Origin of the sequence: Alteromonas pelagimontana (genome assembly GCF_002499975.2) — a bacterium.
In the GTDB taxonomy this organism is placed as follows: Bacteria; Pseudomonadota; Gammaproteobacteria; order Enterobacterales; family Alteromonadaceae; genus Alteromonas; species Alteromonas pelagimontana.
This window is the reverse complement of the sequence record NZ_CP052766.1, coordinates 1,337,651-1,362,667: the sequence shown is the minus strand read 5'-3', so window position 1 is coordinate 1,362,667 and position 25,017 is coordinate 1,337,651. Positions and strand designations below refer to the sequence as shown.

Sequence of the window (25,017 nt, the reverse complement as noted above, 5' to 3'; positions counted from 1 at the left end):
GAAGTTTCTAGAACTGAAGCTGAGATAAAAACTAGGGTTCAAGTAAACACGCACCAAATTCCTGCTTGATTAAATCTACCAGAAAAATAATTTTGTGATTTGATAGCTGCCGATAATCAAAATATGGACAGACAATAAGCCGATTAATTTTGTCTATTGCAAACTCTTTATTTAACCAAACTAATGAAGGCGGCAGCGAAAGAGTGTTGGCGTAGGTGCGGCCCATTATCATGTGCAATGCATTGGCATGGGTGAAATCTGGCGCACTAAATAACAAAGCGGTAGCGCTGGATTCTTGCAGGAGAGCGTTATCTCTGTACTGCTGCCAACTTTGATAAGAGTGGCCGTTAATGGCGCCGCAACTTAAGGCGTATAACAGTTTTGCGTAAACGTTAAACACCTTTCGCCAGCCATTGCCACAGGCTTGTCCAATATCATAAATCTCCCGCGTTTTTAGCGGACGGATAGACTGCGTTTGGCTTTCAATTTTGTAAGACGGACGATTACCAATATAGACTTTAAACAACGCATTGCTATCTCCAAACCCAGCGACACTCATACTGACTTCCTTGGCTCTTATATTTTATGGTAATGCGGCGTAGCGAGTATTTTCAAGAGCTGCTCCCTGGCTATTCTTACCGTTGATAACTAACGGTTCTAGTTCTTAGAGCTCGTTGACCTTGCTGCGCGAACCTTCTAGCCTGTCTCTGCGCTGATCACACATCAAGGCGGATTAGTATTACATGTGACCGAAGCAAAGAATAAGTACCCCCAACTCGGGATAAGCCGCGCCGCTCAAGAACGATCTTTTTGCGTCTGGCATCGTTGCGCTTTCTAATCATAGCCGGCTATGACGTACGAAATCCCGCCTTGCTATGCACAAAAATATCGTCATCGAGCCAATTTTAGCTTAAGTACAATCGACAGCAATATCTAAGATCCTGATTTAAAAGGGTGTTTAAAGTCTATACGACACGTCTTATCCAGAGTTGGGGTTAAGTAAAAGAGCAAAACAGCTTTTTTATAAAAAGCCTGCAATCGCTGTTAGATGTGGGTGCCTCGGGTAAAGCGACTAAAACCCATAAAAGATAATGCATGGATATTTTTCATTAAGGTGTTTCGAAAATAATTGTGAAAAATAAGTGATAAACTGCGAAAACTGGATTAAGGTGGAATTGTAAGTCGACGCGACACGGAGTGGGTCGTCCGGTTCGACGGTTTTTTACTCCTTCGCGAGACTCTTGATTGCACGTCGGTAGTTAGGCGGGCCTGGTTTTACTTACTGGAGCGAAGGATGCCAAGAAAAAAATCCACAGACACGAAAATCTACGTTCTTGATACCAATATCCTGCTGCACGAGCCTCTCGCATTTCTCTCCTTTAAAGAACACGATGTTGTTGTGCCGATGACGGTTCTGGAAGAACTGGATTACATCAAAGACAGCAAAAAAGATGTCGCCCGGGATGCTCGGGTGTCTATCCGTTCAATGGAAGATTTGCTTCACGATGCTACGCCGGAAGATATGTTGGCTGGTGTATCGTTAAAAGGCATGGGCGCGGGAGAAAACGCACCGTCAGGCGCATTATCCATTTTTGCCGATCTGAATATGGCCGAGTCGCAGCAGGTTTTTACCAGCAATGAAAATGATAATAGAATCATTAATGTTGCGTTGAATCTTCAAAAAACCTACGCCCCTCAGCAGGTAGTGCTGGTAACCAAAGATTTAAATATGCGCCTTAAAGCAAAAGGGGCGGGTTTAGCTCACGTTGAAGATTATCGTACCGATCAGCTTATCAGCGATATAAAGTATCTTTCCAAGGGCTATCACGAATTCGAAGGGAGCTTTTGGGAAAAGGTGAAGTCGGTGGAAAGCCGCACTGAAGGCCGCGATACCATTCACACTATTCCTCGGTCAGTGCTGCCGGAAGCTTTCATCAACGAGTACATGCTGGATAGCAGCCAACAATTTGCCGGTCTGGTGGAATCCATCACGTCTGATACCATCGATGTGCTGGATTTAGGCTATGAGCGATTAATGGGACGTCATGCGTGGGGAATATCGCCAAAAAATATCGGGCAGGCAATGGCGTTACATTCGTTGCTTGACCCGCATATTGATCTGGTTATCCTTACCGGTCCGGCGGGTAGCGGTAAAACGCTTTTGGCATTGGCCGCAGCGCTTGAGATGGTGGTCGAAAAGAATATGTATGACAAGATCATCGTTACCCGCAGTACGCCGGAAATTGCTGAATCCATCGGCTTTTTACCTGGCACGGAAGAAGAGAAGATGGCGCCCTGGCTGGCTGCCATTACTGATTCCCTGGAAGTGCTGCACAAGCATGACGAGAACGCAAAAAGTTCCATGAGTTACATCATGGAAAAAGCCAATATTCAGTTTAAATCGGTAAATTTCATGCGTGGCCGTAGTATCCAAAACGCTATTGTAATTCTGGACGAATCACAGAACCTCACCGCTTCTCAGTTAAAAACAATTATCACGCGCTGCGGAGAAGGAACGAAACTTATTTGTAGTGGTAACCTGGCTCAAATCGACAGTAACTATCTGTCGGCGGTAACATCCGGGTTAACATACCTGGTAGAGAAATTTAAGAACTTTTCTGGCAGTGCCACCATTAACCTAAACGGTGTGGTGCGCTCAAGACTGGCTGAGTTTGCAGAGCAGCAACTGTAGTTTACGTAACCTGCATTCAGATTACTTAGCTTGCCGTAACTTCATCGGATAGTGGCGTGTACCGCGCTACTATCCGCTTCACTGAATTTTTTCGATAGTGTAGCGTCCCGACGCCAGCTCCTGAAGTGTCGAAGTAGCGACCTCGCCGAAGCGAAATAAAGCAGGCCCTGTGGGCTCTATCAGCACAAAGCTTGTACCATCGACCTTAATGGTTTGCTCCCCGCTTTTGGAATTCAGTCCTATTCCCAACAAAGCATGATCTTTTAGCAACACTAAAATCATTGGGGTTGAAGGTAAAAATGCTTTTGCAATGGCCGCTGTCATTACCGATTTGCTGTCACAGTCTCCCTGATTCTGCGCTAACAAGGTGGCCGGAGGCGCGAAACCAGAGCCGTTACTGTCTGCTCGATCGTCCAATGCGTTGTACGGGATACTCTGCACCCATCCCAGTAAAAGATTAAAATATTCACGGGCATCAGACTGCTCCACCACTTGCTCGTAAAGGGCCTGTGAAAGCGGAATGAGCGCCTGAGTGTATTCATTGATATAACGGATATGATCAGGCTTAACTGCTTGTTGATTAAGCGGCGTGATATAGCGGGTGTAGTAATGCTTTTCCAGATAATCTGAAAATGCCTGTTCCCGGGCCTGGGCAAATTGTTGCTGGATGTGTTGAAGTTTTTCTTGGTGTCGTGATCGCACACTGACTTCTACCGAATCCCCCTGCTGACGTATTTTCACATGAGCGTCTTTGGGGTCCACAGTTTTAGCCGCTTTCGTCAGTTCTACTGCCACGTAACGCTGAGCGAGTGCCGGGCGGTAGTTTTTTTGTGCTCTTGGTGCTTTGTCCAGTATTTCACCATCCAGAGTAAAGGATACAGACCTTTCCTCGCCAGCAGCATCACGCCACCGATAGCTATACTCCGGACCCTGCGCGGTGGAACTACGTTCAAACGCCAACTGCGCAGCAGACGGCGCCGTGGAAAAAAATAGTATTCCGATTAGTAGCGGTATCTTAAAGTGCAAGCTTTGCCTTACTGACAAATAAAGTTTGCGTACGATTATGGAGTAAAAATAAGCAGGTGGAAAGCTTAACGATGTACAGCCTCTGGCGATTGTGGATTATCGCTGTACCAGTTCATTGACGAATGTAATGCCACCACACTGCCGACAATAATGAGCGTCGGAGGCGCAATAGTTGCTGTGGCCGGATTGGCAAGGATTGTTGTCAATGTTCCTGTAACCACTTTTTGTTCAGGCAGCGTGGCCTGCTGGACTAATGCGATAGGCGTATCGGCGCTTAAACCGTGTTCGACTAATTTTTCACAGATAATAGCTAATCCTGTCAATCCCATATAAAAAACGAGTGTTTGATTAGCATGGGCAAGGGCAGGCCAGTTTAAATCAATGGTATTATCTTTTAAGTGGCCGGTGGCAAATACCACCGACTGAGCGTGATCGCGGTGGGTGAGAGGGATACCCGCGTAAGTGCTGGCGCCGGTTGCGGCGGTAATGCCCGGGACAACCTGAAAACCAATACCTGCAGCAATCAGCGTTTGAATTTCTTCACCACCACGGCCGAAAATAAAGGGGTCGCCGCCTTTTAACCGCACCACGCGATTGCCTTCTTTCGCCTTTTGCACTATAAGATTGTTGATGTCGTTTTGCGGCAGTGTATGATGGCTTTTCACTTTGCCAACGTAGATTTTCTCTGCGTCTCGACGCACCAATTCCAGTATCTGTGGCGACACCAAACGGTCGTAAACCACCACGTCTGCTTTTTGCATTAGCCGCAACGCACGAAATGTCAGTAGATCAGGATCGCCCGGACCAGCGCCGACCAAATACACCTGGCCTTCAGGTTTCTGATTTATTTTGGCGGCGTCAAGAGCGGCTAAAAATTGCTGCTCAGCTTTTTGATTTTGGCCTTTTTCAATAAACTCGGCAATATCACCATCGAGAACATCTTCCCAAAAATACCGCCGGGCAATAACCCCTGAAAGGCTTTGCTTGACCTTTTCACGAAACTTTTCTGAGAAAGCACCAAGACGACTGATATTGGCGGGGATAACCGATTCCAGTTTTTGGCGAAGATAGCGCAGAAGTACCGGCGCAACACCGCCGCTGCTAAGGGCAATAACAATAGGAGAACGATCAATAATGGAGGGTGTAATAAACTGGCACAGCGGCGTATTGTCCACCACATTCACCATTACGCCCCGCTGTCGGGCAAGCTGCTGGATTTGCTGATTAAGAGAAGTATCGCTGGTGGCAACGAAAACCATCGCTTTGTCGTCGAGATCCTGCTCCTGAAACGGCCGTTGATGTAATGAAACCTGAGTATGGCCGGCGAGAGAATGTACTGTATTGCACACCTCAGGAGCCACTACTGTGACATGGGCCTCGCTTTTAAGCATTAACTCAAGTTTACGCGCTGCGACTTCTCCTGCACCAACGATCAGGCATTCTGTATTTTTTGTATCCAGAAAAATGGGAAAATAGCGCATGATAAAAGAAGCCTTTCAGCCAAAAATAAAGGCGTCATTGTGACGCCTTTATAGTGAACTCGAAAACACAAATTCAGCCTTTATATCTCTTTTAGTTATAAAAGCTGCAGTAGTTTAAGCATTTTTGTCTTTACGTTTTTTCGGCGGCGTATCAGACCATTCGCGTAAACCTAAACGTTGTCCGGCAACGCGAGTACCTTGCAGCAAGTCCTTGGTTTCTTTGGGCATGCCTTGAGGTAAATCAACGGTACTAAAGGTGTCATAGATTTCGATGGCACCAATATTCTTACTGCTGATATTAGCTTCGTTTGCTATCGCGCCAACAATATTGCCTGGTTTAGCGCCATGACTGTGGCCTACTTCAATACGAAAACGTTGCATGCCTGCTTCGGGTTTCGATTTACCTTTAGGTTTGCGTTGCTCACGACCACCACGTTCTGGACGAGGGCCGCGCTCGCGCTCTGGGCGATCGCTTCTGGGTGGCTTGCTGTTAAGATCCGGCCGGTCGCTTTCTTTTAACAGTAGCGGTTCATCACCTTGTGCTAATTTGATAAGCGCTGCCATTAATCGTTCTGGTGATGCTTCGGTTTCTTCACGTAGCGTTTCCACCAGTGGGATCAACGAATCTACCGTATCATCTTTAGTGGCTTCCAGCACTGCAGTTTTAAACCGAGACAGGCGAGTTTCATTCAACTGACTAATTGAAGGAATGGGCATTGCTTCAATAGGTTGGCGAGTGGTCTTCTCAATAGCGAACAACAGACGCTTTTCTCTGTGCGAGATAAACAAGATGGCGTCGCCGGTACGACCTGCACGACCTGTACGACCAATTCGGTGTACATAGGATTCAGAGTCATAAGGAATATCAAAGTTAATAACATGACTCACACGTTCAACATCCAGCCCGCGTGCGACGACATCAGTAGCCACTAAGATATCAATAGCGCCTTGTTTAAGCTTTTCAACGGTCCTTTCACGCGCATTCTGCGGAATGTCACCATTAAGTGGTTCAACGTCATAACCTCTTGCTGACAATTTATCAGCAAGTTCGACGGTGGCGGTCTTGGTGCGCACGAAAATGATCATGCCGTCAAAAGGTTCAACTTCCATAATCCGCGTCAGGGCTTCCAATTTATGGTGCCCAGCGACTTGGCAGTAACGCTGGCGAATTAAGTTGGCTGTACTGACTTTTGACGCAATTTTTACGTGCTTGGGATCTTTTAGATACCGCTGGGTAATCTTCTTAATCGGCCCTGGCATGGTGGCAGAGAACAATGCCGTCTGACGTGTCTCAGGTGCATGGCTTAAGATCAGTTCCACATCATCAATAAAACCCATACGTAACATTTCGTCGGCTTCATCGAGAACAAGAAACTTTAATTCGTTTAATTTTAATGTACCGCGTTTAATATGGTCGATAACCCGTCCTGGCGTGCCCACTACAACCTGTACACCGCGCTTAAGCTGGCGTATCTGGTTGTCATAGGATTGCCCGCCGTAAATTGGCAGGACTTTCACTTTCTGTGAAAAACTGGCATAAACCTGAAAAGCTTCAGCTACCTGAATTGCAAGCTCGCGGGTGGGAGCCAAAACTAAAAGTTGTGGAATTTTGGCTTCTGGGTCAATTTTTGCCAGCATCGGTAACGCGAATGCCGCGGTTTTTCCGGTGCCGGTCTGGGCTTGTCCTAACAGGTCATGGCCCGCAAGTAAAAGCGGGATACTTTCTGCTTGAATAGGGGAAGGTTTCTCATAGCCAACTTTTTCAAGTGCTTGTAAGATAGGTTCTGGTAATCCGAGGTCTTTAAATGTCAGTTCGACAGTAGTGGTCATTCACGATCCTGATGCTTGAGGAGGGCACGGCGCGTTAGAGCCGGCAAATATTGCTAAAAACCTATTATATTCGATTAAGCTTGCAGTTACCATGTAATTGCATCAAAGCTTAGCGACAACAACATAATAATAAAGGGATTCGTAACCATAGACAGCTAGAAAAACGTCTTTCTCGATTGTACATTTAAACAATGATTACGTTTCCATACGTTTGAATTTTATACAATAAAGTGCAGTAATTATGCAAGGAATTTTTACTTAATAAGTGTCTCTGCGAAATAAAAAAGGTGTACCGGATGAAAATTAGAACAGTTAGAAAAAGCCTGCTTCCGCTGTCGTTAGTACTTTGTATTTCAGCAGGACTCACAGGATGTGGGCAATCAATGGAAGAGCACTTGTCTGCCGCGCGACAATATATTGATGCCAAAGATACCGATGCAGCCATTATCGAATATAAAAATGCGATTAAAGCGGCTCCGCAAGCGCCCGCGCTTCGTTTTGAGCTTGGCCGTGCTTATCTTTTAAAACATAACTATGATGCTGCAGAAAAGGAGCTTAATCGCGCTCTGGAGCTAGGGCATCCTGCTGCAGAAGTCATTCCTTTGCTATCTCAAGCGTACCAGCAAACCGGGGCCGATAATGCACTGGCGCAGCTGGATTATGGCGAGGAAGGAATGAGCGATGACCAAACCGCAGAAGTCGGCTTTTATAAATTACAGGCGCTTACTCAGCTTGGCGAAGAAAAAGAAGCACAAGCGTTAATTGACGAATTAGAAAACCTGAACACTGATTCAGTTTATAAAGATTTAATCCTTAGCTATCGTAGCTTACTGGCAAAAGATATCGCAAGTGCTCTTGCGCAAACTCAAGCACTTTATGAACAAGCGCCGACTAACAAAGATGTGATGTTGCAACTGGCGCGTTTATATTTGGCTGATAAGCAGAAACAGGAAGCAGTCGGGATATATCAGAATTACGTAAAAAACTACCCCAACGATCTTACCAGTAAGTTTGCCTTAATTTCGTTGCTGGTGGAAACCGGTAGCACCGCAGAAGCCGAACCTTTTGTAGACGAGCTGCTAAAACGTAATGCTGAACATCCGTTGTTGAATCAGTACAAAGGCATCATTGCTTCCTCAAAGGGAGATTATGAAAATGGACTGAAGTATCTGGAGAAAGCGATTCGCAATGGTCAGAATGCGCCCGTAGTGCGCATGGTAGCTGGATTTTCTGCTTACCAGATGCAGGATTACAAAGCGGCTAGTCAACATCTGTCGATGGTTGCTTCGAGTCTTCCTGACAACCATCCGGGCTTGCGAATGTTAGCTGACAGCTTACTGCGGTTAGGGCAAAGTGAAGATGCAACGGAAGTGCTAAATCGCGTAGACGGCGAATTACAGGCCGACGCAGCCTTGTTTTCCAAAGCGGGCTTCCAACTGCTTAAAGAAGGGAATGTTGCTGATGCCAGGAAGATGGTTGATAAAAGTAGTGAACTGAGTAACACCGCCGCGGACTTAGCTCGCTTGGGGGTTTTACAGCTTTCTCTCAATGACATTGACGGATTAGTCAATCTTGAAGCTGCCGCGGCAAAGGCACCGGAGTCTGTCGCTACTCAGCAAACGCTGCTGGCTGCTTACGTTTCTACCAATCAGGTTGAAAAAGCCAGGGAACTTGCTACTCAATGGCAGGAAACGCGTCCGCGAGATCCGATGCCGCATGTATATCTGGCTGAGTTAGCGCTAAAAAGTGGTGATAAGGCAACGGCGGAAGCAGAAATGAGCCGAGCAGAATCACTGGCGCCTGATAGCTCTGAAGTAAAAATAGCGAAAGCTAAACTGGCGGTAATAGATAAGGATTTGGAAGCGGCAGCCGCAATTCTAACCGCTATCTTAAAAGCAGAACCGGTGAATATTCAAGCCTTAACCATGCAATACGGAATTGCAAAAGAAAAGGGGGAAACCAGCGCTGTAGCCAAACAAATTGAAAAATTACTGGCTCGTTCACCAGGTAATGAAGATTTGCGCCTTTTGCTCTCGCGCATATATTTTACCAATGAAGATTTCCCCAAAGTACTGGAGACGCTAAAACCAATAAAAGAAGACGCCCAGACACCAATGCCTTACTGGAGCATCAAAGGGCAGGCGCTAATTCGAGATAATCAGGCACAAGCGGCGAACGTACATTTTGACAAGTGGCTGGCGCAGTATCCGCAAGATAAAACCGCTACCCTGGGGAAAATGCTGCTTAATGATGCTCAGGGGAATTACGATGACGGTCTTGCTCTGGCAAACCGTTTTTTGCAGATGCGCTCAGATAGTCAGGTGCAAATATTAAAAGCTTATTTCCTTGCTATGACGCGAGAGGTGGAAAAAAGCCGCGCCATCATTGAGCCATTACCGGAAAAAGTTAAAGCCCTTCCGTTTGTGCGTGGAATATCCGCCCGATTGAGCCTGCTTGAAGGAAAGGGTAAAGCGGCCATTCCGGATGCTATGGCGGCCTATCAGAAAACGCCCAATCCGCAAAATACCATTTTGGTAGTGGCAAGCTATGAAAGCGCAGGAAAAAACGATCAGTCGTATGCGTTTCTTCAAGAGCATGTCAGAAAATATCCTAATGATACTCAAACAATGATGTTGCTAGCCGAACGCATGATTCGACAGGACAAAGGCGGTGCTGCCAAGCTTTACGAAAAAATTCTTAAAGTTATGCCGGACAACTTTGTGGTACTCAATAATTTAGCCTATCTCTATCTTGAAGAGGGCGAGTTAGATAAGGCCCGGCAGTTGGCAAAGCGAGCGGTAGATCAAAAACCTAAAAATGCCGATGCAGTGGATACACTGGCGCAAGTGATGATAAAGCAAGGTGAAAAAGAAAAAGCGCTGGATCTTTATACTAAGCTTGGGGCGGAAGAGCTACGCACGGATGAGGTTTACTTAAATTATGTCGAATTGCTTATAGAGACTGGCAAACGGGAGCTTGCCAAAAGGCGCCTTGCTTCAAGAAAATTTGAACGTGAGGTGTCGAAAGAACGGGCAAAGATGCTGCAAAATAAACTTTAATACAGGGTTTAACAGAACCTCTCACTCGTCTGTATCCGCAGGCGAGTGAAAAGCATTTTTCTTATCGCTTCACTGGCTGCAAGGCCGTTGAAACCGTAGTTCTTAAAACTATTCTCGGCTGTTGCGCTGCGCTAGTTGTGTTTTCAGTGACTGAATTTCAGTCATAATATCTTGCAAGGTCGGTTCTGAATTTTCCGCCGCTTCTGCCTGTCGACTTTTGGCGTTTTCCTGCTCCATCACATTCACCACAATCCCAATTACCATATTTAAAAATGCAAACGCAGTGAAGAAAATGAAAGTGAGATAATACACCCAGCTTAACGGGTATACCTCCATCGTTTCATACATGACATCGGTCCAGTCTTCAAACGTCATAACCCGGAACAGTGTAAGTAATGAAATCGTGATGTCGCCCCACAGTTCAGGATTTATGGCTTCAAACAGGGTGCTGCCAATAGCGGCATAAATGTAGAATATGATGAACATCAGTAACATTACGTAGCCCAGTTGGGGCATTGCCTTGACCAGCGATATCAACAGCAGCCGCAGTTCGGGAATAATGGATATCATCCGCAGTACCCGGAAAACGCGTACCAACCTGGCTATTACAGCTAGGTCGGCATTGTCTGCAGGAATTAAGCTTATCATGACTATCAAGCTATCAAACCAGTTCCAGAAATTTGAGAAGAAGTAGCGCTTCCTCGGTTCTCCAAGAAACCGAATCGTCAGTTCTATTAGAAAAAAAGCGCTAATAAGCCAGTCGAGGACTAATGTAACCGACACAAATGTCGGTGGCATAGCGAAGGTTTTTGCTCCTACCAATAATGCAGAGATAACAATTACTGAGATAACGAACGTCTCAAAAAGCTTGTTCGAACGGATTTTCTCAAAGCGGGTTTGTAATTCAGAAGCTTGCATGGGTTTTTCACTTACTGAAGCAATATAATGTTGCTATTACTTTGGTTGTTGATATTTTAGCTAATTATTCATTACAATGTTGCGTTACTAACGCAGCAGCTAAAGAAGAAGCATCATGGATGACGATTTGGTTATTTTGCAAGGAAAATTAGGTGAAATATCGGATAAGCTGGAGAGTTTTGCGCTTGAACAATTTAGTGTCGACCAGTTAAAAGGTGATTTTCAACAGCTCATTGAATTACTGGATACTGTACGCAATAAACTAAGTAGCTCCTAAATATGGCTGGCGTTTATTTCATGCTTTACTGTTCGTGACGAGTGCGCGCTGATGCAACCGTTACTGACGGTTTCTACAAGCAAGAATCTGAGAGCAAGTGTCTTCATACTGAAATTAACTTGGTTTAATTGACTTGTGATCACGCAGTTAAAGCGACAGCAGGCATGCCATTGGGTTACTCATAAACCTGCCTTGTTCGTAATTACTCACTCCCGCCTTGGCTAACTTACCTGGATAACGATAATCTAACCTAAACTTGCTTGCCGTGCTCTAACCGATTTATGTTGAGCAGAGCCCGGACAGGTAAAGTAAAGGAGGGCAGAATGCCCTCCTTTGGTTATTGCGGTTGTTTTGACTCCTGCGGTTCCAGGCCCCGGTTAATGGTTACAATGTCTTCACTAGTCAAACTGCCGGCGGCTTGCTTTAAGTCCACCACGGCTTGAATAAAATCGTAACGGGCGCTAGCTAAATTACGTCTGGCATCGAACAAATTACGGGTGCTGTCCAACACATCAACAATTGTTCGTGTACCCACATCAAAACCCGCTTCAGTCGCTTGTAATGCGCTTTTTGCAGAAACTACGGCTTGTTCCAAGGCACGAATAGTAGAAATGGCTGCTTTTAAATCGTTAAAGGAACTACGTATAGACTGCACGGTCTGGCGATATGTCAGTTCTACATCCTGACTGACCGCGATGTACTGATACCGAGCCTGTTCGGTCTGAGACGATACTCGCAAACCCTGGAAAATGGGAACGCTAAGATTAACTCCTACACTGTAGTTATTTAAATACGGAGTAGTGTAATTGATATTATCGCTGGAAATATCATTCTTGGTGCGGCCAGCAGACGCACTTAAACCCAGTGACGGATAATGACCCGCTTGAGCGGCAGCAATATCTTCTTTCGCAATATCAAGGGCAAGACGATTCACCAGCAAAGACAGGTTGCTGTCTTCGGCTATGCTTAGCCAGTCTTCCACCTTCGCAGGTGTCGGTAACGAAGCTGAGAAGGAGTCAGTATCCAGTGTGAACAGTTTATCGTGGTACTTACCCGATATCACACGCAATCCTTCCAGAGCTACTTCTACCTGGTTTTCGGCTTGAATTTCCTGCGCCACGGTGGTGTCATAATTGGCTTGAGCCTCATGTACATCTGTAATCGCTGTCAAGCCCACTTCAAAACGCTGCTTGGTCTGTTCAAGCTGACGCTCGATAGCCCGCTTTTCTGCTCGAACAAATTCAAGGTTGTCCTTAGCCCGTAATACGTCAAAATAAGCCGTAACAGTACGAACAATCAGATTCTGCATCGCAGCAGCGAGTTGCGCATCGCTTTGCTCTGCTACTTTTTCAGCACGGTTAAGTCCGACCCAGTTGGCGTGATCATAAAGCGACATCGACATGTCGATACCATAGTCAATAGATTCTGTCTCTGAGTCTAACGTAATTAACGATAGGTTCTGTTCATCGCTACCGGCAAATTGTGTGCTTTCCCGGCTAGCAAACGTATACCCGACAGTACCCGCAATTTGCGGTAATAAATTGGCGCGACTAATGGGGATACCTGAGTAAGCAGCGTCCCGCTCAGCTTGTGCACGGTTAACCACAGGATCACTTGAGAGAGCTTGTTGGTAAACTTGCAGTAGGTCGTCAGCTAGTGCGGAAGAGGTTATTCCCAATCCGATAATTAGCGAGAGTAGTGTTCGTTTCATTAAAGCGCCTTCCTGTTTAAAAATTTAGTCCCTCGGACTGCATATAGTTGTGAAGTGTATGAAAATCAATCGCAAACCGGTAGTCTATTGTCGTAACATAGCGTGTTTAACTGTAACAGAATATGTTACCTGTAATCAGACCGCCGGATATTCATTAACGCTGACGGGCAACGACTGATCCACATGGCAGGTAAGCATGTGTACATTCTTTGAGACTGACTGTAATATCCAGTATACTCTCTTTACATGCGCGAGTGAATGTAAATGAACAAGAAAATCCAGATGTTTACCTCAAACGATGTCGAAATCGAGTCCACTACACCGCTTTATAATGGTTTTTTTAAGATGGTCAAATACGATTTTCGGCATAAATTGTTTGGCGGTGGATGGAGTGAAAAAATAAGCCGCGAAGTTTTTGAGCGCGGACACGCGGTAGCGGTTTTGCCCTATGATCCCATAACCGGGGAGTTTGTTCTTATTGAACAATTTCGTATCGGTGCTTTAGCAACAAGCGACACGCCATGGCTTTTCGAGGTGATCGCTGGCATCATTGAAAAAGGTGAAGTCAAAGAAGCGGTTTGTCATAGGGAAGCGCAGGAAGAATCTGGCATTGAACTGGCTCATTTAACTAAAGCGTTAAGTTACCTGGCAAGTCCCGGCGGAACCACTGAACGTATACATATTTATGTAGCGGCGACCGACGCCACTAAAGCATCGGGAATCCATGGCCTGCATGAAGAAGCAGAAGATATTCGGGTGCATCGGGTTACCGAAAAGGATGCGAGGGAATGGCTGGAAAATGGCGGTATTGACAACGCTGCTACCATAATTGCGCTACAATGGTTCTTTATGCATAAACAAACTTTACTGGAAAACTGGCAGGTGAAAAATTAAGTTGTCCCGAAAATACGTTCCCCATTTACCAAGTATGCAAGCGGTGTGTGAAGTAAATTACAGCCGGTTTTTACGCATACTTCCCGATTGCGACACTGAAGATCTGAGTTATGATTTTTCGGTGGGGCCCCGGCTTAGCTATCGCATGACGATTGAAGAAACTGCGCGATATACCACTACTATATCCATTGAGCAGATTAACAAGCACACGCCGCCTTATTTAAAACCTTCAATGCGGGTGCGGTTGTATCACGATGCGAGAATGGCGGAAGTGATCAGTAGTCAGAATACCGGTGCCTTTGCGGCATCTTACGAGTACCCGAATAACAAAATGCGTCAGCGCAACGAAAAACAAATGGTGAACGTGTTTTTAGGCGAGTGGTTACAGTTTTGTCTGAAGCAACGCCCGCAGGTGACAACAGAAGCGTAATGCGGCTAATACAACTTACAGATTGTCATCTTCAGGCAGACAAATCCCAATGCCCTTTCAACGGTATAAATCCGTATGAAACCCTTTTGCAATGCATGGATATGGCGCTGGCTGAAACCCCGGACGCCATACTGTTTACCGGAGACATCAGCGGTGACGAAAGCGCGGAAAGTTATCAGCATTTTGTTGAGATAGTAGCCTCTCGTCTTCACCACATTCCGTGGCACGTCATTGCGGGGAACCATGATCAGTCAGAACACTTTACGCGCTATCTGGGTAAGCATTTACTGGTGGCGGGAAAGCCGTGGGAGCTGGGAGCCTGGAGAGTTCATGGGTTGGACACTCGCTGGCAAGGCACGAAAGGGAGAGTGCTGCCCGCAGCACTGATGGCCATTCACCACGCCATGGCGCGTGAGTCAAGCGCTTATCATATGCTGGCGCTACATCATCATATTCTGCCATCGAACAGCTGGATGGATACGCACTATTTAGCGAACGCTGAGCGAGTTTTAAGCTGGTTACGTGCCCATAAAGATATACAAATAGTAATTCATGGGCATGTGCATGCTGATATTAAAAGAACCCACGAAGGGCTTTCTATTCTTGGCGCGCCGTCGACCTGCTGGCAGTGGCAGATGACGGAAACCTTCGGCACCGATAATGTTCCCGCCGGTTATCGAACTATCGACCTTGCTGAGGATGGAAACTGGTCGACTACCATCAGGAGATTGACATGAGCGATGTACTCTATTTACACGGATTTCTCAGCTCTCCCCGCTCGATAAAGGCGGAACAAACAAAAGCTTACATTGCCGCAAATTGCCCTGCGTGCACGCTGCACATACCGCAGCTATCGAATTATCCAACGAAGGTGGTAGATCAGTTACTAACACTCATTGAGACAACACCCTCACTCACTGCTCAAGGGCTGAAAGTCATCGGCAGCAGTATGGGAGGGTTTCTCGCCTCTTGGCTGGTGGAAAAGTATGGTGGCAAAGCGGTGCTGGTTAATCCCGCAGTTAAACCTTATGAGCTGCTAATCGATTACCTGGGAGAGCATGTTAACCCTTACAACGGCGAAAAATTTGTGCTTTTAGACAGCGACATGGGGTTGTTGCAAAGCTTAGATTCTGCTCAGCTTGCTGATCCCACCGTGTACCGGGTAATGCTGCAAACGGGGGATACCACACTGGACTATCGACAAGCGCAACAGAAATATGCTTCCAGTACCTTGTTGGTGGAAGAAGGCGGCGACCATAGTTTTGTAGATTACGCTAAGCACTTGCCTGATATCGCTGCGTTTCTTGGTGTTTTACCTGATTCCAGCCCGGCATAATTAAGCATTGATGCACTCGCGGCAGGCTCCGTCTTTTAACAAAAGAGCAGGATTGCCCCTACGTGTCGCCCCTGCTAACATCACCAAGCGCATTCGCTTAGCCTGTAACCGGCTTTTAATGCGAATACTTTGTTTCCTTTTTAGGCCAGATTTACGCTAACTATGTCTACTCAATATAATTCCGATGCAATTGAAGTTCTCAATGGACTTGACCCGGTTAAACGACGCCCCGGCATGTACACCGACACCGTTCGGCCCAATCACCTCGGACAGGAAGTTATTGATAACAGTGTGGATGAAGCACTGGCGGGGCATGCAACAAATATTAAAGTGATATTGCATGAAGATCATTCATTGGAAGTCACGGATGATGGGCGTGGTATGCCAGTGGATATTCATCCTGAAGAGGGCATATCCGGTGTTGAACTGATCATGACCAAGTTACACGCTGGCGGTAAGTTTTCAAATAAAAACTACGCCTTTTCTGGCGGTTTGCATGGCGTGGGAATTTCAGTGGTGAATGCGTTGTCGACGCGGGTGGAAGTGACCATCCGCCGGGATAGTAATGTCTATCAAATCGTATTTGCCAATGGTGACAAAGTTGAAGACTTGCAGGTTATTGATAGCTGCGGCAAACGCAATACGGGCACGCGGGTAAGGTTTTGGCCTGATCCGAAGTATTTTGATTCTGCAAAGTTTTCCGCCTCGCGTCTTATCCATAATTTGCGTGCAAAAGCGGTATTGTGCCCGGGATTGCGCATTAGGTTCGACAATAAAATCACCCAGCAAACTGAGGAATGGTTCTATGAAGATGGCCTGCGCGATTATCTCTATCAGGCGGTAGAGCAATATGAAACCTTACCGCAGGATAATCCGTTTGTCGGTTCGTTTAGTGGTAATACCGAAGCCGCTGACTGGGCAGTAATGTGGCTGCCTGAAGGTGGTGAGATCATCACCGAAAGCTATGTGAATCTTATTCCTACCGCTCAGGGCGGAACTCACGTTAACGGTTTAAGGCAGGGGTTGCTTGAATCCATGCGCGAATTTTGCGAATTCCGCAATCTGTTGCCCCGGGGTGTCAAACTGACGCCAGATGACATTTGGGACCGCTGCGCTTACATTCTTTCTACCAAAATGCAGGATCCGCAGTTCGCAGGCCAGATTAAAGAGCGCTTATCTTCCCGGCAAGCGGCGGCATTCGTTTCCGGCGTAGTGAAAGATGCATTCAGTTTATGGCTGAATCAACATACCGATATTGCTGAAGCGCTGGCGGATATGTGTATCAACAATGCGCAGCGCCGATTGCGGCAAAATAAGAAAGTCGCCCGTAAAAAGGTAACGCAAGGCCCCGCGTTGCCAGGTAAGCTGACCGATTGTTCATCTCAGGACATCAATCGCTCAGAACTTTTTTTAGTGGAAGGAGATTCTGCGGGTGGCTCGGCGAAGCAAGCCCGGGATCGAGAGTTCCAGGCAATTATGCCGCTACGGGGGAAAATTCTGAATAGCTGGGAAGTAGATTCTTCGCAGGTATTAGGGTCGCAGGAAATTCACGATATTTCCGTTGCGCTGGGGATCGATCCAGATTCCACCGATTTAAGCGGATTGCGCTACGGTAAAATTTGTATTCTGGCCGACGCCGATTCCGATGGTTTGCACATTGCCACTTTGCTGTGCGCATTGTTCGTGAAGCACTTCCGGACGTTGGTCGACAGCGGCCATGTGTATGTAGCAATGCCACCGCTATTTCGTATTGATGTGGGCAAAGAAGTTTTCTATGCGCTGGATGAAGGTGAAAAGCAGGGCGTGTTAGACCGTATTGAAGCAGAAAACAAGCGCGGAAAAGTTAATGTTCAGCGCTTTAAAGGATTAGGAGAAATGAACCCAATCCAGCTGCGTGAGACAACAATGGATCCAAATACCCGCCGGCTCGTACAGCTTACCATTGATGATGCTGCTGACATGCTTGAGCTTATGGATATGCTACTTGCTAAAAAGCGCGCAGGCGATAGAAAAACCTGGTTGGAAAGCAAAGGAAATATGGCTGAAGTCATCGTGTAAAATTTATTGGTTTACTTACTTCGGGAAATAATACTAATCCGCAATGATGTGTGCTTTGAGCTGATCACATATTAACGAGAATTAGTATAACAAGCTAGCTTGCAAAATTGTGGGATAGAATGGCGGTGCCTTCCTATCATTCTATGGTAACGTCATTTTCCATGTCATGCTTTTACACATAAATTTCGTTCGGCACTAGGTTTCTAACAAGCGCTCTTATTTAGCGCTTTTTTATGGCGATTAATTTGCCGCTCTGAATTAGGAAGTAGGCGACACATGGATCACGATTCCATTAAAAATAACAACAATCCGAATACTAATCCTTTTGTAGTTGGTGTGGGTTCATCAGCGGGCGGAATTGAGGCGCTTATCAATCTGGTTTCGGAACTTCCCAAAGAAATTAACGCCAGCCTGGTTATTGCACAGCATCTATCGCCTAGTCATAAAAGTCAGATGACAGAAATCCTGGCGCGGGAAACCACTTATGATGTCAGTGAAATAAAAAACAACATCGAAGTTAAGAATAACCACATCTATGTCGGTCCGCCCGGGTTCCATATTGTTTACCGTGACAAACGGCTCTTTCTGGTAAAGTCGCCAGAAGAAGTGTCGCCAAAACCTTCTGTCAATGTACTGTTTGAGTCATTAGCTGATGAGTTAGGCGATCATGCTATCGGGGTGGTGTTATCCGGCACCGGAAGTGATGGCTCCCGCGGCTTAAAAGCTATTAAAGGCGTAGGTGGCTTTGCCATTGTGCAAAACCCTACCACAGCGAAATATGATGGCATGCCCACGTCTTCGCTAGACACTGTCGATGTAGACAAGGTGCTTGCGCCTCAGGAAATCGGGCGGGAAATCGCCACGCTCACCTATAAGGTGTCGAATACGTTTTTTCCTTCTTCTGAGGAGGAAAAAATTCAGTTAATGGAAGTGCTTTACGACAAAATTCGTGAAGAAACAAAAATAGATTTTAGCTTTTATAAACAATCCACCCTGCTTCGACGGGTCAATCGACGCCTTATCGCCACGCACAAAGAAACCCTGGCGGAATATGTAGAGTACATTCACAACAATACTGATGAAGTTGTTGCCTTGTCCAAAGAACTGCTGATTTCGGTGACCAATTTCTTTCGCGACAAAGAAGCTTTTAAAGCCCTTCGCGCCTTTGTGTCCGACATTGTGGAAGGTAAAAAGGAGGATGAAGTAGTAAGAGTATGGGTAGCGGGGTGTGCAACTGGAGAAGAAGCATATTCAATCGCCATTCTTTTTCTTGAAGAAATTGACAAACAAGGCAAAAAAGTAAGCTTACAGTTATTCGGCACCGATATTGACGAACGGGCGCTGACCATTGCTCGCAAAGGCTGCTATAGCCCGCATTCGGTCAACAGTGTCGATGCGGAGCTAGTGGAAAAGTATTTCCATTATAGCGACGAAGCCTATCAACCCAAAAAGCGCTTACGGGATAAGATCACCTTTTCTCGGCAGGATATCACCCGGGATCCCCCATTTTTACACCTGGATATGATTTCATTTCGCAATGTGCTGATCTACTTTAATAACGAATTGCAGCAGCGGGTTATGTCGTTGTTCCGTTACTCTTTGGTAGATGCAGGCATATTATTTTTAGGCAAATCAGAATCTATCGGCCTAAAAGATGATTTCTTTGCAGCGGTAGATAGACGCTGCCGAATTTTCAAAGTTAATAAAAGCTCTAAACGTCCGACAATTCCCAAAATGCTCAAAGGTGCGTTAACCTCGGAGAGAGCGCGTTCTTCAGCGGGAAGCAACTATGAACGTTTGTTTAGCGATGCAATAATACAACATTTTGGCCCCAGTATTTTAATCAACTCCCGCTTTAGCGTGTTGCATTCCAGAGGAAATTTACATCCTTTCATCAGCTTTCCTTCAGGGGTGCCGGATCTCAATCTTGCCAAGCTTATTACCCCCGAATTTGCAGCTGAATTGGTAAGCGCCATGAATAAAGCGCGCCGAAATGGTACCCAGACCTTAAGTCGCAGTCGCAGAATTGAGAAGGACAACAATAACTCCTGGCGGCTGGCGGTAATTCCTCTGGAAGAGCAGGAATCTGATCTTTTTCTGGTTAACTTTCAGCCCGCCAGCGACGAGCCTGTTCCGGTGCGCGAAAATGAATACGACACTGAGAACGCTGATGTTGCAGAGCTGATAGCCGCCCGCGAACAATTGCAAACTCTTACTGAAGAAATGGCGGCATCGGCAGAAGAAATGCAGGCGCTGAATGAAGAGATTCAGGCAGCCAATGAAGAACTTCAGGCCAACAATGAAGAGTTGGAAGCGACCAACGAAGAGCTTCAGGCTACCAACGAAGAGCTTATTAGCGTTAATGAAGAAAGCACGAATAAGTCCGCCGAGTTATCTTCTATTAATAGCGAACTGGAAAGCATGTATAACACCATGGATTTTCCAATTTTCGTGTTTGATATCAAACTCAGACTCACACGCACCAATGAGGCGGCCAATCGCAAGTACCATCTCAATACCGGCACTTATAAACGCGAAGTGAAGGAATTAAATCTGCCGGAATATTTTGTTGATATTGAACACCGACTTACCTCCACGCTTAACAGTGGAGGCAAAACCAATATCATTATCAAACCTTCCAATCGTGAAACCTATAACATTTTTATTACGCCGATTTTTAATCAGAAAGACGATATTACCGGGGTCATTCTGGTCATTATTGATAATTCCGAACTGGTAACGGCGCATGAACGGGTGGAAAAAAGTCAGGAGCAGTTGCTGGCAATAATGAACAACTCGTTATCGGTGGTAGCGCTTAAAGATAACGCTGGCCGCTATGAATTTGTGAATGCCCGGTTTGAAGCGCTTTTTGACGTTGATGCCAATTCGATTCTGGGCAAAACGGATCGCCATCTTTTCGAGGAGTCAGTGGCGAAGTCACTGCGAGAAAAAGACATTGATACCATGCGCTCCCTCGTGCCCATTCAGACAATAGACGAATTCGATACAGCGCGAGGGAAGGTGGTACTGGAAAGCGTAAGATTTCCAATTTTTGATGATGAAGGTAACATTCGGTCAATTTGTACTCAGGCAAATGATATTACCCGGGCCCGTCATGCTAATGAACAGTTGAAACTAGCGGGTAAGCTGTTCGATCGCGCTGGTGAGGCGATTCTGATCACGGATGAAGAAGGCGTAATTGTCACCTCAAATCAGGCGTTTTGCGAATTTACAGGTTACTCCATCAACGACATCATTGGTAAAACTCCGCGTATCTTGTCGTCTGGAAAGCATTCAGAAAGCTTTTACGAAAATATGTATCTTGTTCTTGAGCAACAAGGATATTGGCAGGGTGAGGTGCTTAATCGGCATAAGTCCGGTCATGAAATTCCTATGTGGCTCACCATCAATGTGGTCAAAGATGCCGATGGAAAGCACAAAAATTATGTCGCATCGTACAGCGATGTAAATGAAATCAAGAATGTGCAACGTAAAATTGAATTCCTCGCGACCCATGATGAACTGACTAAACTGCCCAATCGTAACGTGCTCACAGAGCGTTTGGAAATCATGATAGGTAATGCCCAACGGCAGGATACCTTATGTGGCGTGCTGTTTTTTGACCTGGATGACTTCAAGGCGATTAATGATACTTTAGGACACAATATCGGTGACTTGCTGCTTAAGCAGGTGACAAAACGGCTGCAAAAATGTATTCGCGACACTGACGTGTTGGCCAGGATGGGCGGTGATGAATTTGTCGCCGTCTTATGTGCCAACGAAGTCGTTGAAATTGATGAAGTGGCAAAGCGGATTATCAAAATGATAAATGCGCCTTTTGAAATTAATGAACACACGTTATTTGTTTCTGCCAGCGTAGGTATCAGTATCTTTCCGGAGGATGGGGAAGATAATTTCGTTCTGTTGAAAAATGCAGATACTGCTATGTACCGCGCCAAAGAACTGGGTAGAAATCAGTACCAATATTTTACGCAGCAAATGAAAGAAGATGCTGTCACAAAAATGGATATTGAAAAAGGTTTACGTACAGCGCTTAATGAAAATCATTTCGAAATTGAATTTCAGCCTCAAATTGAAACTGTTACCGGCACAATTATCGGCGCCGAAGCATTATTGCGTTGTAATCAAAAAGGGCTGAAGGATATTCCCGCAGGCACCTTCATTGATATTGCGGAAAAAGGACGTTTGATTGGCGAGGTTGGGTTACATGCAATGGAGCTTGTTTTTAAATACCTGCGCGAATGGTTAGATAAAGGCTTAGCTCTACCCACTATTTCTATCAATGTGTCCACCAAGCAACTGAGAAACAAAAAGTTTGTAACAGAAGTAAAAGACCTCTTAAGCCAGTATCGGATTACGCCTTCGCAAATCAAATTCGAAATTACTGAAAGTGCGTTGATGGAACGCATTGACAAAATTGCAGTACTATTGGACGAATTTGTGGAGCTGGGGATAGGTTTGAGTGTAGACGACTTCGGTGTAGGACAATCTTCATTATCTTATCTGCGCAAACTGCCGATTCAGGAAATCAAAATCGACCGTAGCTTCATCGACGGCGTGGTTGATGAGCCGGATGATCGCGCGATAGCCCGTACCATCATTAAAATGGGACAGGCCCTGGGTTTACGTGTGGTAGCGGAAGGTATTGAAACCGAAGAACAGTTTAACGTTCTTAAAGAAGTGGAATGCGAAATCGTGCAGGGTTTTTATTTTCACAAGCCGCTGCATCAGGAAGCTTTTTATACATTGATCAAAGAAAGCAATAGTAAAAGCAATCGATCTTAATCTGATTAGGATGACGGAGCGGGAGTTTTGAGAATAGAAGATTTACTCGCCAACTGCGAGAAAGAACAGCTTCACCTTACGGGAAAAATTCAAAACTTCGGCGCGCTTTTGCGAATCGACGACAAGACGTTAAACGTCACTCATGTTAGCGAAAACTGCGCGTTGTTTTGTGGTGAGTCTCCAGAGAGCCTTTTGGGTAAATCGGTGTCTGCAATATCCTGGCTACACGACGATGATTTCCAGGCGTTGCCGGAAAATGCGGGCAGTCGAACGTTGCTGTTGTACCGTGAGGCCAATGGAATACCTGTACATATTCGTCTGATTCGGGGGAAAGGGTTTTACATTGTAGAGGTAGAAGCTATGCCTGAGGAAAAGTCGCGGGCTTCGCTGTCTGAGCTGGAAGCCATGCTTTATCCTTCCAGCGGAGCAAGCTGGAACGACAGCGACTACTTTGACCGCCTGTTAAATACCTTGAGCAGCCTGATAAGCTACGAGCGCGCGATGCTCTATCGGTTTGAAGAGGATTGGGTAGGGGAAGTTGTGGCAGAACATACTGTCAACGCTGAAATCCTATATAAAAACTTGAAATTTCCTGCCTCCGATATTCCCGAAATCGCCCGTAAAATGTATTTTGAAAATCCATCTCGCCTGATAGCGGCCGTTGCTGCCGAACCTGTCACTGTGATAAGCCGAGAAAACGCCATTCCTGATCTTACCTGGTCTGACTTGCGCAGCGCGTCTCCCGTTCATCTGGAATACTTAAAAAATATGGGAGTCATGTCTTCTTATTCCATTGGGCTTATTATTTCGGGCAAGTTGTGGGGCATCGTGGCGTGTCACCATCCAAAACCTATTTATTTTGATGCTGAAACGCGCTCGAAAGCTGAAGCGTTAGTAAAACAATTTTGCTCTGTTTATAAAACTTACAAAGCGCGTCAGCGGGTGCGTCAATTAGGCGAGGCCGACAATAAAGTCCACGACATGCTGTTACTTTGCCTGGGAGAACGGGCTTCCAGTGTCGCATGCGCTAATCTGGCATTTTGGTTAAAGCAGAACTTTTACTGCACTACTGTTGCCATTGTCATCAATGGGCAGTGGTATCAGAATGGCGAGCTTATTGATGAGAGTACGTTAAACAAGCTTGATCGATATCTGTCGCGGGATGTTTCCAATCATATATTTCACACCCAAAATATGAGCAGCGAGCAGGATGACGAAGCATTGGCAACAGCTTCTACCCGAGGTGTTATGGCTATCCGTCTGAGTTATGAAAAGCAGGCACTACGTTGTTATATTCTGCGGCCGCCAGAAGCACAGCATACTTATTGGGCGGGGAATCCTAAAAAGGCTAGTCAGCAGGCATCTAACACAGGAGCCCTGTCGCCTCGCTCTTCCTTTGAAAAATGGACGCAAGTCAGGGGAAACGAATCGAGGCCATGGACAGTGGAAGATCAACTGCTGGTAAAAAAACTTCGAGCGGTGCTGTTAAAGAATATTAAAGCTTTTTCTGGTTAACATACGTAACAAGTTCTGCTTTCCAGTGGGTAAAAAGATTTGCTATATGAACTACTAAAACTTGAGCATTGTTTTCCATACTCTAAAACAAGTAAAGTATCGAATGTGAAAGGCGGAGCACGCTTCCTTCTTAAACAGAGCGTGCGCTGCAGAAATCTCCCGTTTCTACCGCCATCTTAACTGCGTAATCAAATATTGGTGTTGCGGTTTCATTTTATCCGCGTAACAGGAGGTTGACCTATGGCGAAAGAAAATGCCATTAATGTAAATACGAAAGCCGTACTTTTTGACCACGACGGTACTCTCATTGATTCTGAATCCACCCATTTTGATCTCTGGAGCCAGGTATTGAAAGAGTACGATTTAGCACTTTCCGAAGATTATTATTCTGACGCGCTGGCAGGGATACCCGTTAATCAGAATGCTGTTGATATTGTCGAACACTTTAATTTAAATGTTCCTCCGGCAAGATTGGCAGAAGCAAAACACGAGCTAACCCGGCAGTATCTTGAAAAGCAGGCCTTCCCGCTGATGCCGAACGCGAAAGACGCAATAATGCGCTGTCATAATGCTGGCTATAAATTGGCTATCGTTACTGGCGGCAGTCGTATATCGGTAGAGCGCACGTTATCCACCCATGGTTTTGACAAAATGGTAACGGTCACAGTAGCGGTGGAAGATGTAGAAAACAGTAAACCTGCCCCGGATTGTTATATCAAGGCCATGCAGGAACTGGGCATTGCGGCAGAGAATTGTGTCGCTGTTGAAGATACTGCACACGGTATGCAGTCCGCAGTGGAAGCCGGTATAAAATGCGTCGTTATTCCTACTCCGCATTCCAAACATCACGATTTTTCGATGGCAACAGCGAAATATACATCTTTAAAAGAATGGCTGGCAATCGAGATTTCAGATTAACACCGCTTGCACGGTACACAACGTAATTTCCGGTAAAGAAACCGGATTAAGATTGATTTCCCTGTC

Annotated in this window: 17 protein-coding genes; 11 read left to right on the top strand and 6 right to left on the bottom strand. The window is 45.8% G+C overall.

Annotation, left to right across the window (positions count from 1 at the left end; all coding sequences use genetic code 11):
- Window positions 1-31: 31 nt before the first annotated feature.
- Window positions 32-559 (bottom strand): DUF6942 family protein, encoded by a 528-nt coding sequence (locus tag CA267_RS06160; protein WP_075608299.1) that lies wholly within the window; start codon window positions 557-559, stop codon window positions 32-34.
- 735 nt (window positions 560-1,294) lie between these two features.
- Between CA267_RS06160 and CA267_RS06155 the strand changes: the two genes are divergently transcribed.
- Window positions 1,295-2,692 carry a PhoH family protein gene (locus tag CA267_RS06155; protein ID WP_075608300.1) on the top strand — a complete coding sequence of 466 codons (1,398 nt, stop codon included), beginning with the start codon at window positions 1,295-1,297 and terminating at the stop codon, window positions 2,690-2,692.
- Between the two features lie 78 nt (window positions 2,693-2,770).
- On the opposite strand, the gene CA267_RS06150 is transcribed toward CA267_RS06155, so the two are convergent.
- The 3 genes from CA267_RS06150 to CA267_RS06140 all read right to left on the bottom strand — a co-directional run bounded on the left by CA267_RS06150 (window position 2,771) and on the right by CA267_RS06140 (window position 7,029).
- Complete coding sequence (locus CA267_RS06150) at window positions 2,771-3,718, bottom strand: hypothetical protein (protein ID WP_075608301.1); 948 nt, start codon at window positions 3,716-3,718, stop codon at window positions 2,771-2,773.
- Between the two features lie 65 nt (window positions 3,719-3,783).
- Window positions 3,784-5,199: a siroheme synthase CysG gene (gene cysG / locus CA267_RS06145; RefSeq protein ID WP_075608302.1), complete on the bottom strand. Its 1,416-nt coding sequence runs from the start codon at window positions 5,197-5,199 to the stop codon at window positions 3,784-3,786.
- Between the two features lie 114 nt (window positions 5,200-5,313).
- On the bottom strand, window positions 5,314-7,029 hold the full coding sequence (locus CA267_RS06140; protein WP_075608303.1) for a DEAD/DEAH box helicase: 1,716 nt from the start codon (window positions 7,027-7,029) through the stop codon (window positions 5,314-5,316).
- Window positions 7,030-7,325: 296 nt separating this feature from the next.
- Here CA267_RS06140 and prsT point away from each other — a divergent pair, with 296 nt between their 5' ends.
- The gene (prsT, locus tag CA267_RS06135; RefSeq protein WP_075608304.1) at window positions 7,326-10,088 is read left to right on the top strand and encodes an XrtA/PEP-CTERM system TPR-repeat protein PrsT; all 2,763 of its coding nucleotides are present in this window, start codon (window positions 7,326-7,328) and stop codon (window positions 10,086-10,088) included.
- A gap of 108 nt (window positions 10,089-10,196) precedes the next feature.
- Here prsT and CA267_RS06130 read toward each other — a convergent pair whose 3' ends face one another.
- Complete coding sequence (locus CA267_RS06130) at window positions 10,197-11,006, bottom strand: ion transporter (protein ID WP_075608305.1); 810 nt, start codon at window positions 11,004-11,006, stop codon at window positions 10,197-10,199.
- 115 nt (window positions 11,007-11,121) lie between these two features.
- Here CA267_RS06130 and CA267_RS06125 point away from each other — a divergent pair, with 115 nt between their 5' ends.
- Window positions 11,122-11,283 carry a hypothetical protein gene (locus tag CA267_RS06125; RefSeq protein WP_170669023.1) on the top strand — a complete coding sequence of 54 codons (162 nt, stop codon included), beginning with the start codon at window positions 11,122-11,124 and terminating at the stop codon, window positions 11,281-11,283.
- A 337-nt stretch (window positions 11,284-11,620) separates the two neighbouring features.
- Here CA267_RS06125 and tolC read toward each other — a convergent pair whose 3' ends face one another.
- Window positions 11,621-12,994: an outer membrane channel protein TolC gene (gene tolC, locus CA267_RS06120; protein WP_075608306.1), complete on the bottom strand. Its 1,374-nt coding sequence runs from the start codon at window positions 12,992-12,994 to the stop codon at window positions 11,621-11,623.
- Between the two features lie 264 nt (window positions 12,995-13,258).
- On the opposite strand from tolC, the gene nudF reads away from it, so the two are divergent.
- From nudF to CA267_RS06080, 8 genes are all read left to right on the top strand, one after another.
- Window positions 13,259-13,888 (top strand): ADP-ribose diphosphatase, encoded by a 630-nt coding sequence (gene nudF, locus CA267_RS06115; protein WP_075608307.1) that lies wholly within the window; start codon window positions 13,259-13,261, stop codon window positions 13,886-13,888.
- A 34-nt stretch (window positions 13,889-13,922) separates the two neighbouring features.
- Complete coding sequence (locus CA267_RS06110) at window positions 13,923-14,318, top strand: DUF1249 domain-containing protein (protein ID WP_075608308.1); 396 nt, start codon at window positions 13,923-13,925, stop codon at window positions 14,316-14,318.
- Window positions 14,318-15,055 carry a metallophosphoesterase family protein gene (locus CA267_RS06105; RefSeq protein ID WP_075608309.1) on the top strand — a complete coding sequence of 246 codons (738 nt, stop codon included), beginning with the start codon at window positions 14,318-14,320 and terminating at the stop codon, window positions 15,053-15,055. Before CA267_RS06110 ends, CA267_RS06105 begins: the two co-directional genes overlap by 1 nt.
- Window positions 15,052-15,654: a YqiA/YcfP family alpha/beta fold hydrolase gene (locus tag CA267_RS06100; protein WP_075608310.1), complete on the top strand. Its 603-nt coding sequence runs from the start codon at window positions 15,052-15,054 to the stop codon at window positions 15,652-15,654. Before CA267_RS06105 ends, CA267_RS06100 begins: the two co-directional genes overlap by 4 nt.
- 162 nt (window positions 15,655-15,816) lie before the next feature.
- Window positions 15,817-17,712: a DNA topoisomerase IV subunit B gene (gene parE, locus CA267_RS06095; protein WP_075608311.1), complete on the top strand. Its 1,896-nt coding sequence runs from the start codon at window positions 15,817-15,819 to the stop codon at window positions 17,710-17,712.
- Window positions 17,713-17,988: 276 nt separating this feature from the next.
- Window positions 17,989-22,518 carry an EAL domain-containing protein gene (locus tag CA267_RS06090; protein ID WP_075608312.1) on the top strand — a complete coding sequence of 1,510 codons (4,530 nt, stop codon included), beginning with the start codon at window positions 17,989-17,991 and terminating at the stop codon, window positions 22,516-22,518.
- A gap of 27 nt (window positions 22,519-22,545) precedes the next feature.
- A complete protein-coding gene (locus CA267_RS06085; protein ID WP_075608313.1) occupies window positions 22,546-24,033 on the top strand; it encodes a GAF domain-containing protein in 1,488 nt (495 codons plus the stop codon).
- A 240-nt stretch (window positions 24,034-24,273) separates the two neighbouring features.
- Window positions 24,274-24,951 carry an HAD family hydrolase gene (locus tag CA267_RS06080; RefSeq protein WP_075608314.1) on the top strand — a complete coding sequence of 226 codons (678 nt, stop codon included), beginning with the start codon at window positions 24,274-24,276 and terminating at the stop codon, window positions 24,949-24,951.
- Window positions 24,952-25,017: the final 66 nt, after the last annotated feature.

Coding starts and splice junctions, on each gene's coding strand:
- CA267_RS06125 (WP_170669023.1), top strand. CDS start 11,122: ATGGATGACGATTTGGTTATTTTGCAAGGAAAATTAGGTGAAATATCG.
- nudF (WP_075608307.1), top strand. CDS start 13,259: ATGAACAAGAAAATCCAGATGTTTACCTCAAACGATGTCGAAATCGAG.
- CA267_RS06140 (WP_075608303.1), bottom strand. CDS start 7,029: ATGACCACTACTGTCGAACTGACATTTAAAGACCTCGGATTACCAGAA.
- CA267_RS06105 (WP_075608309.1), top strand. CDS start 14,318: ATGCGGCTAATACAACTTACAGATTGTCATCTTCAGGCAGACAAATCC.
- CA267_RS06090 (WP_075608312.1), top strand. CDS start 17,989: ATGGATCACGATTCCATTAAAAATAACAACAATCCGAATACTAATCCT.
- CA267_RS06130 (WP_075608305.1), bottom strand. CDS start 11,006: ATGCAAGCTTCTGAATTACAAACCCGCTTTGAGAAAATCCGTTCGAAC.
- prsT (WP_075608304.1), top strand. CDS start 7,326: ATGAAAATTAGAACAGTTAGAAAAAGCCTGCTTCCGCTGTCGTTAGTA.
- cysG (WP_075608302.1), bottom strand. CDS start 5,199: ATGCGCTATTTTCCCATTTTTCTGGATACAAAAAATACAGAATGCCTG.
- CA267_RS06080 (WP_075608314.1), top strand. CDS start 24,274: ATGGCGAAAGAAAATGCCATTAATGTAAATACGAAAGCCGTACTTTTT.
- parE (WP_075608311.1), top strand. CDS start 15,817: ATGTCTACTCAATATAATTCCGATGCAATTGAAGTTCTCAATGGACTT.
- CA267_RS06100 (WP_075608310.1), top strand. CDS start 15,052: ATGAGCGATGTACTCTATTTACACGGATTTCTCAGCTCTCCCCGCTCG.
- tolC (WP_075608306.1), bottom strand. CDS start 12,994: ATGAAACGAACACTACTCTCGCTAATTATCGGATTGGGAATAACCTCT.
- CA267_RS06155 (WP_075608300.1), top strand. CDS start 1,295: ATGCCAAGAAAAAAATCCACAGACACGAAAATCTACGTTCTTGATACC.
- CA267_RS06110 (WP_075608308.1), top strand. CDS start 13,923: ATGCAAGCGGTGTGTGAAGTAAATTACAGCCGGTTTTTACGCATACTT.
- CA267_RS06160 (WP_075608299.1), bottom strand. CDS start 559: ATGAGTGTCGCTGGGTTTGGAGATAGCAATGCGTTGTTTAAAGTCTAT.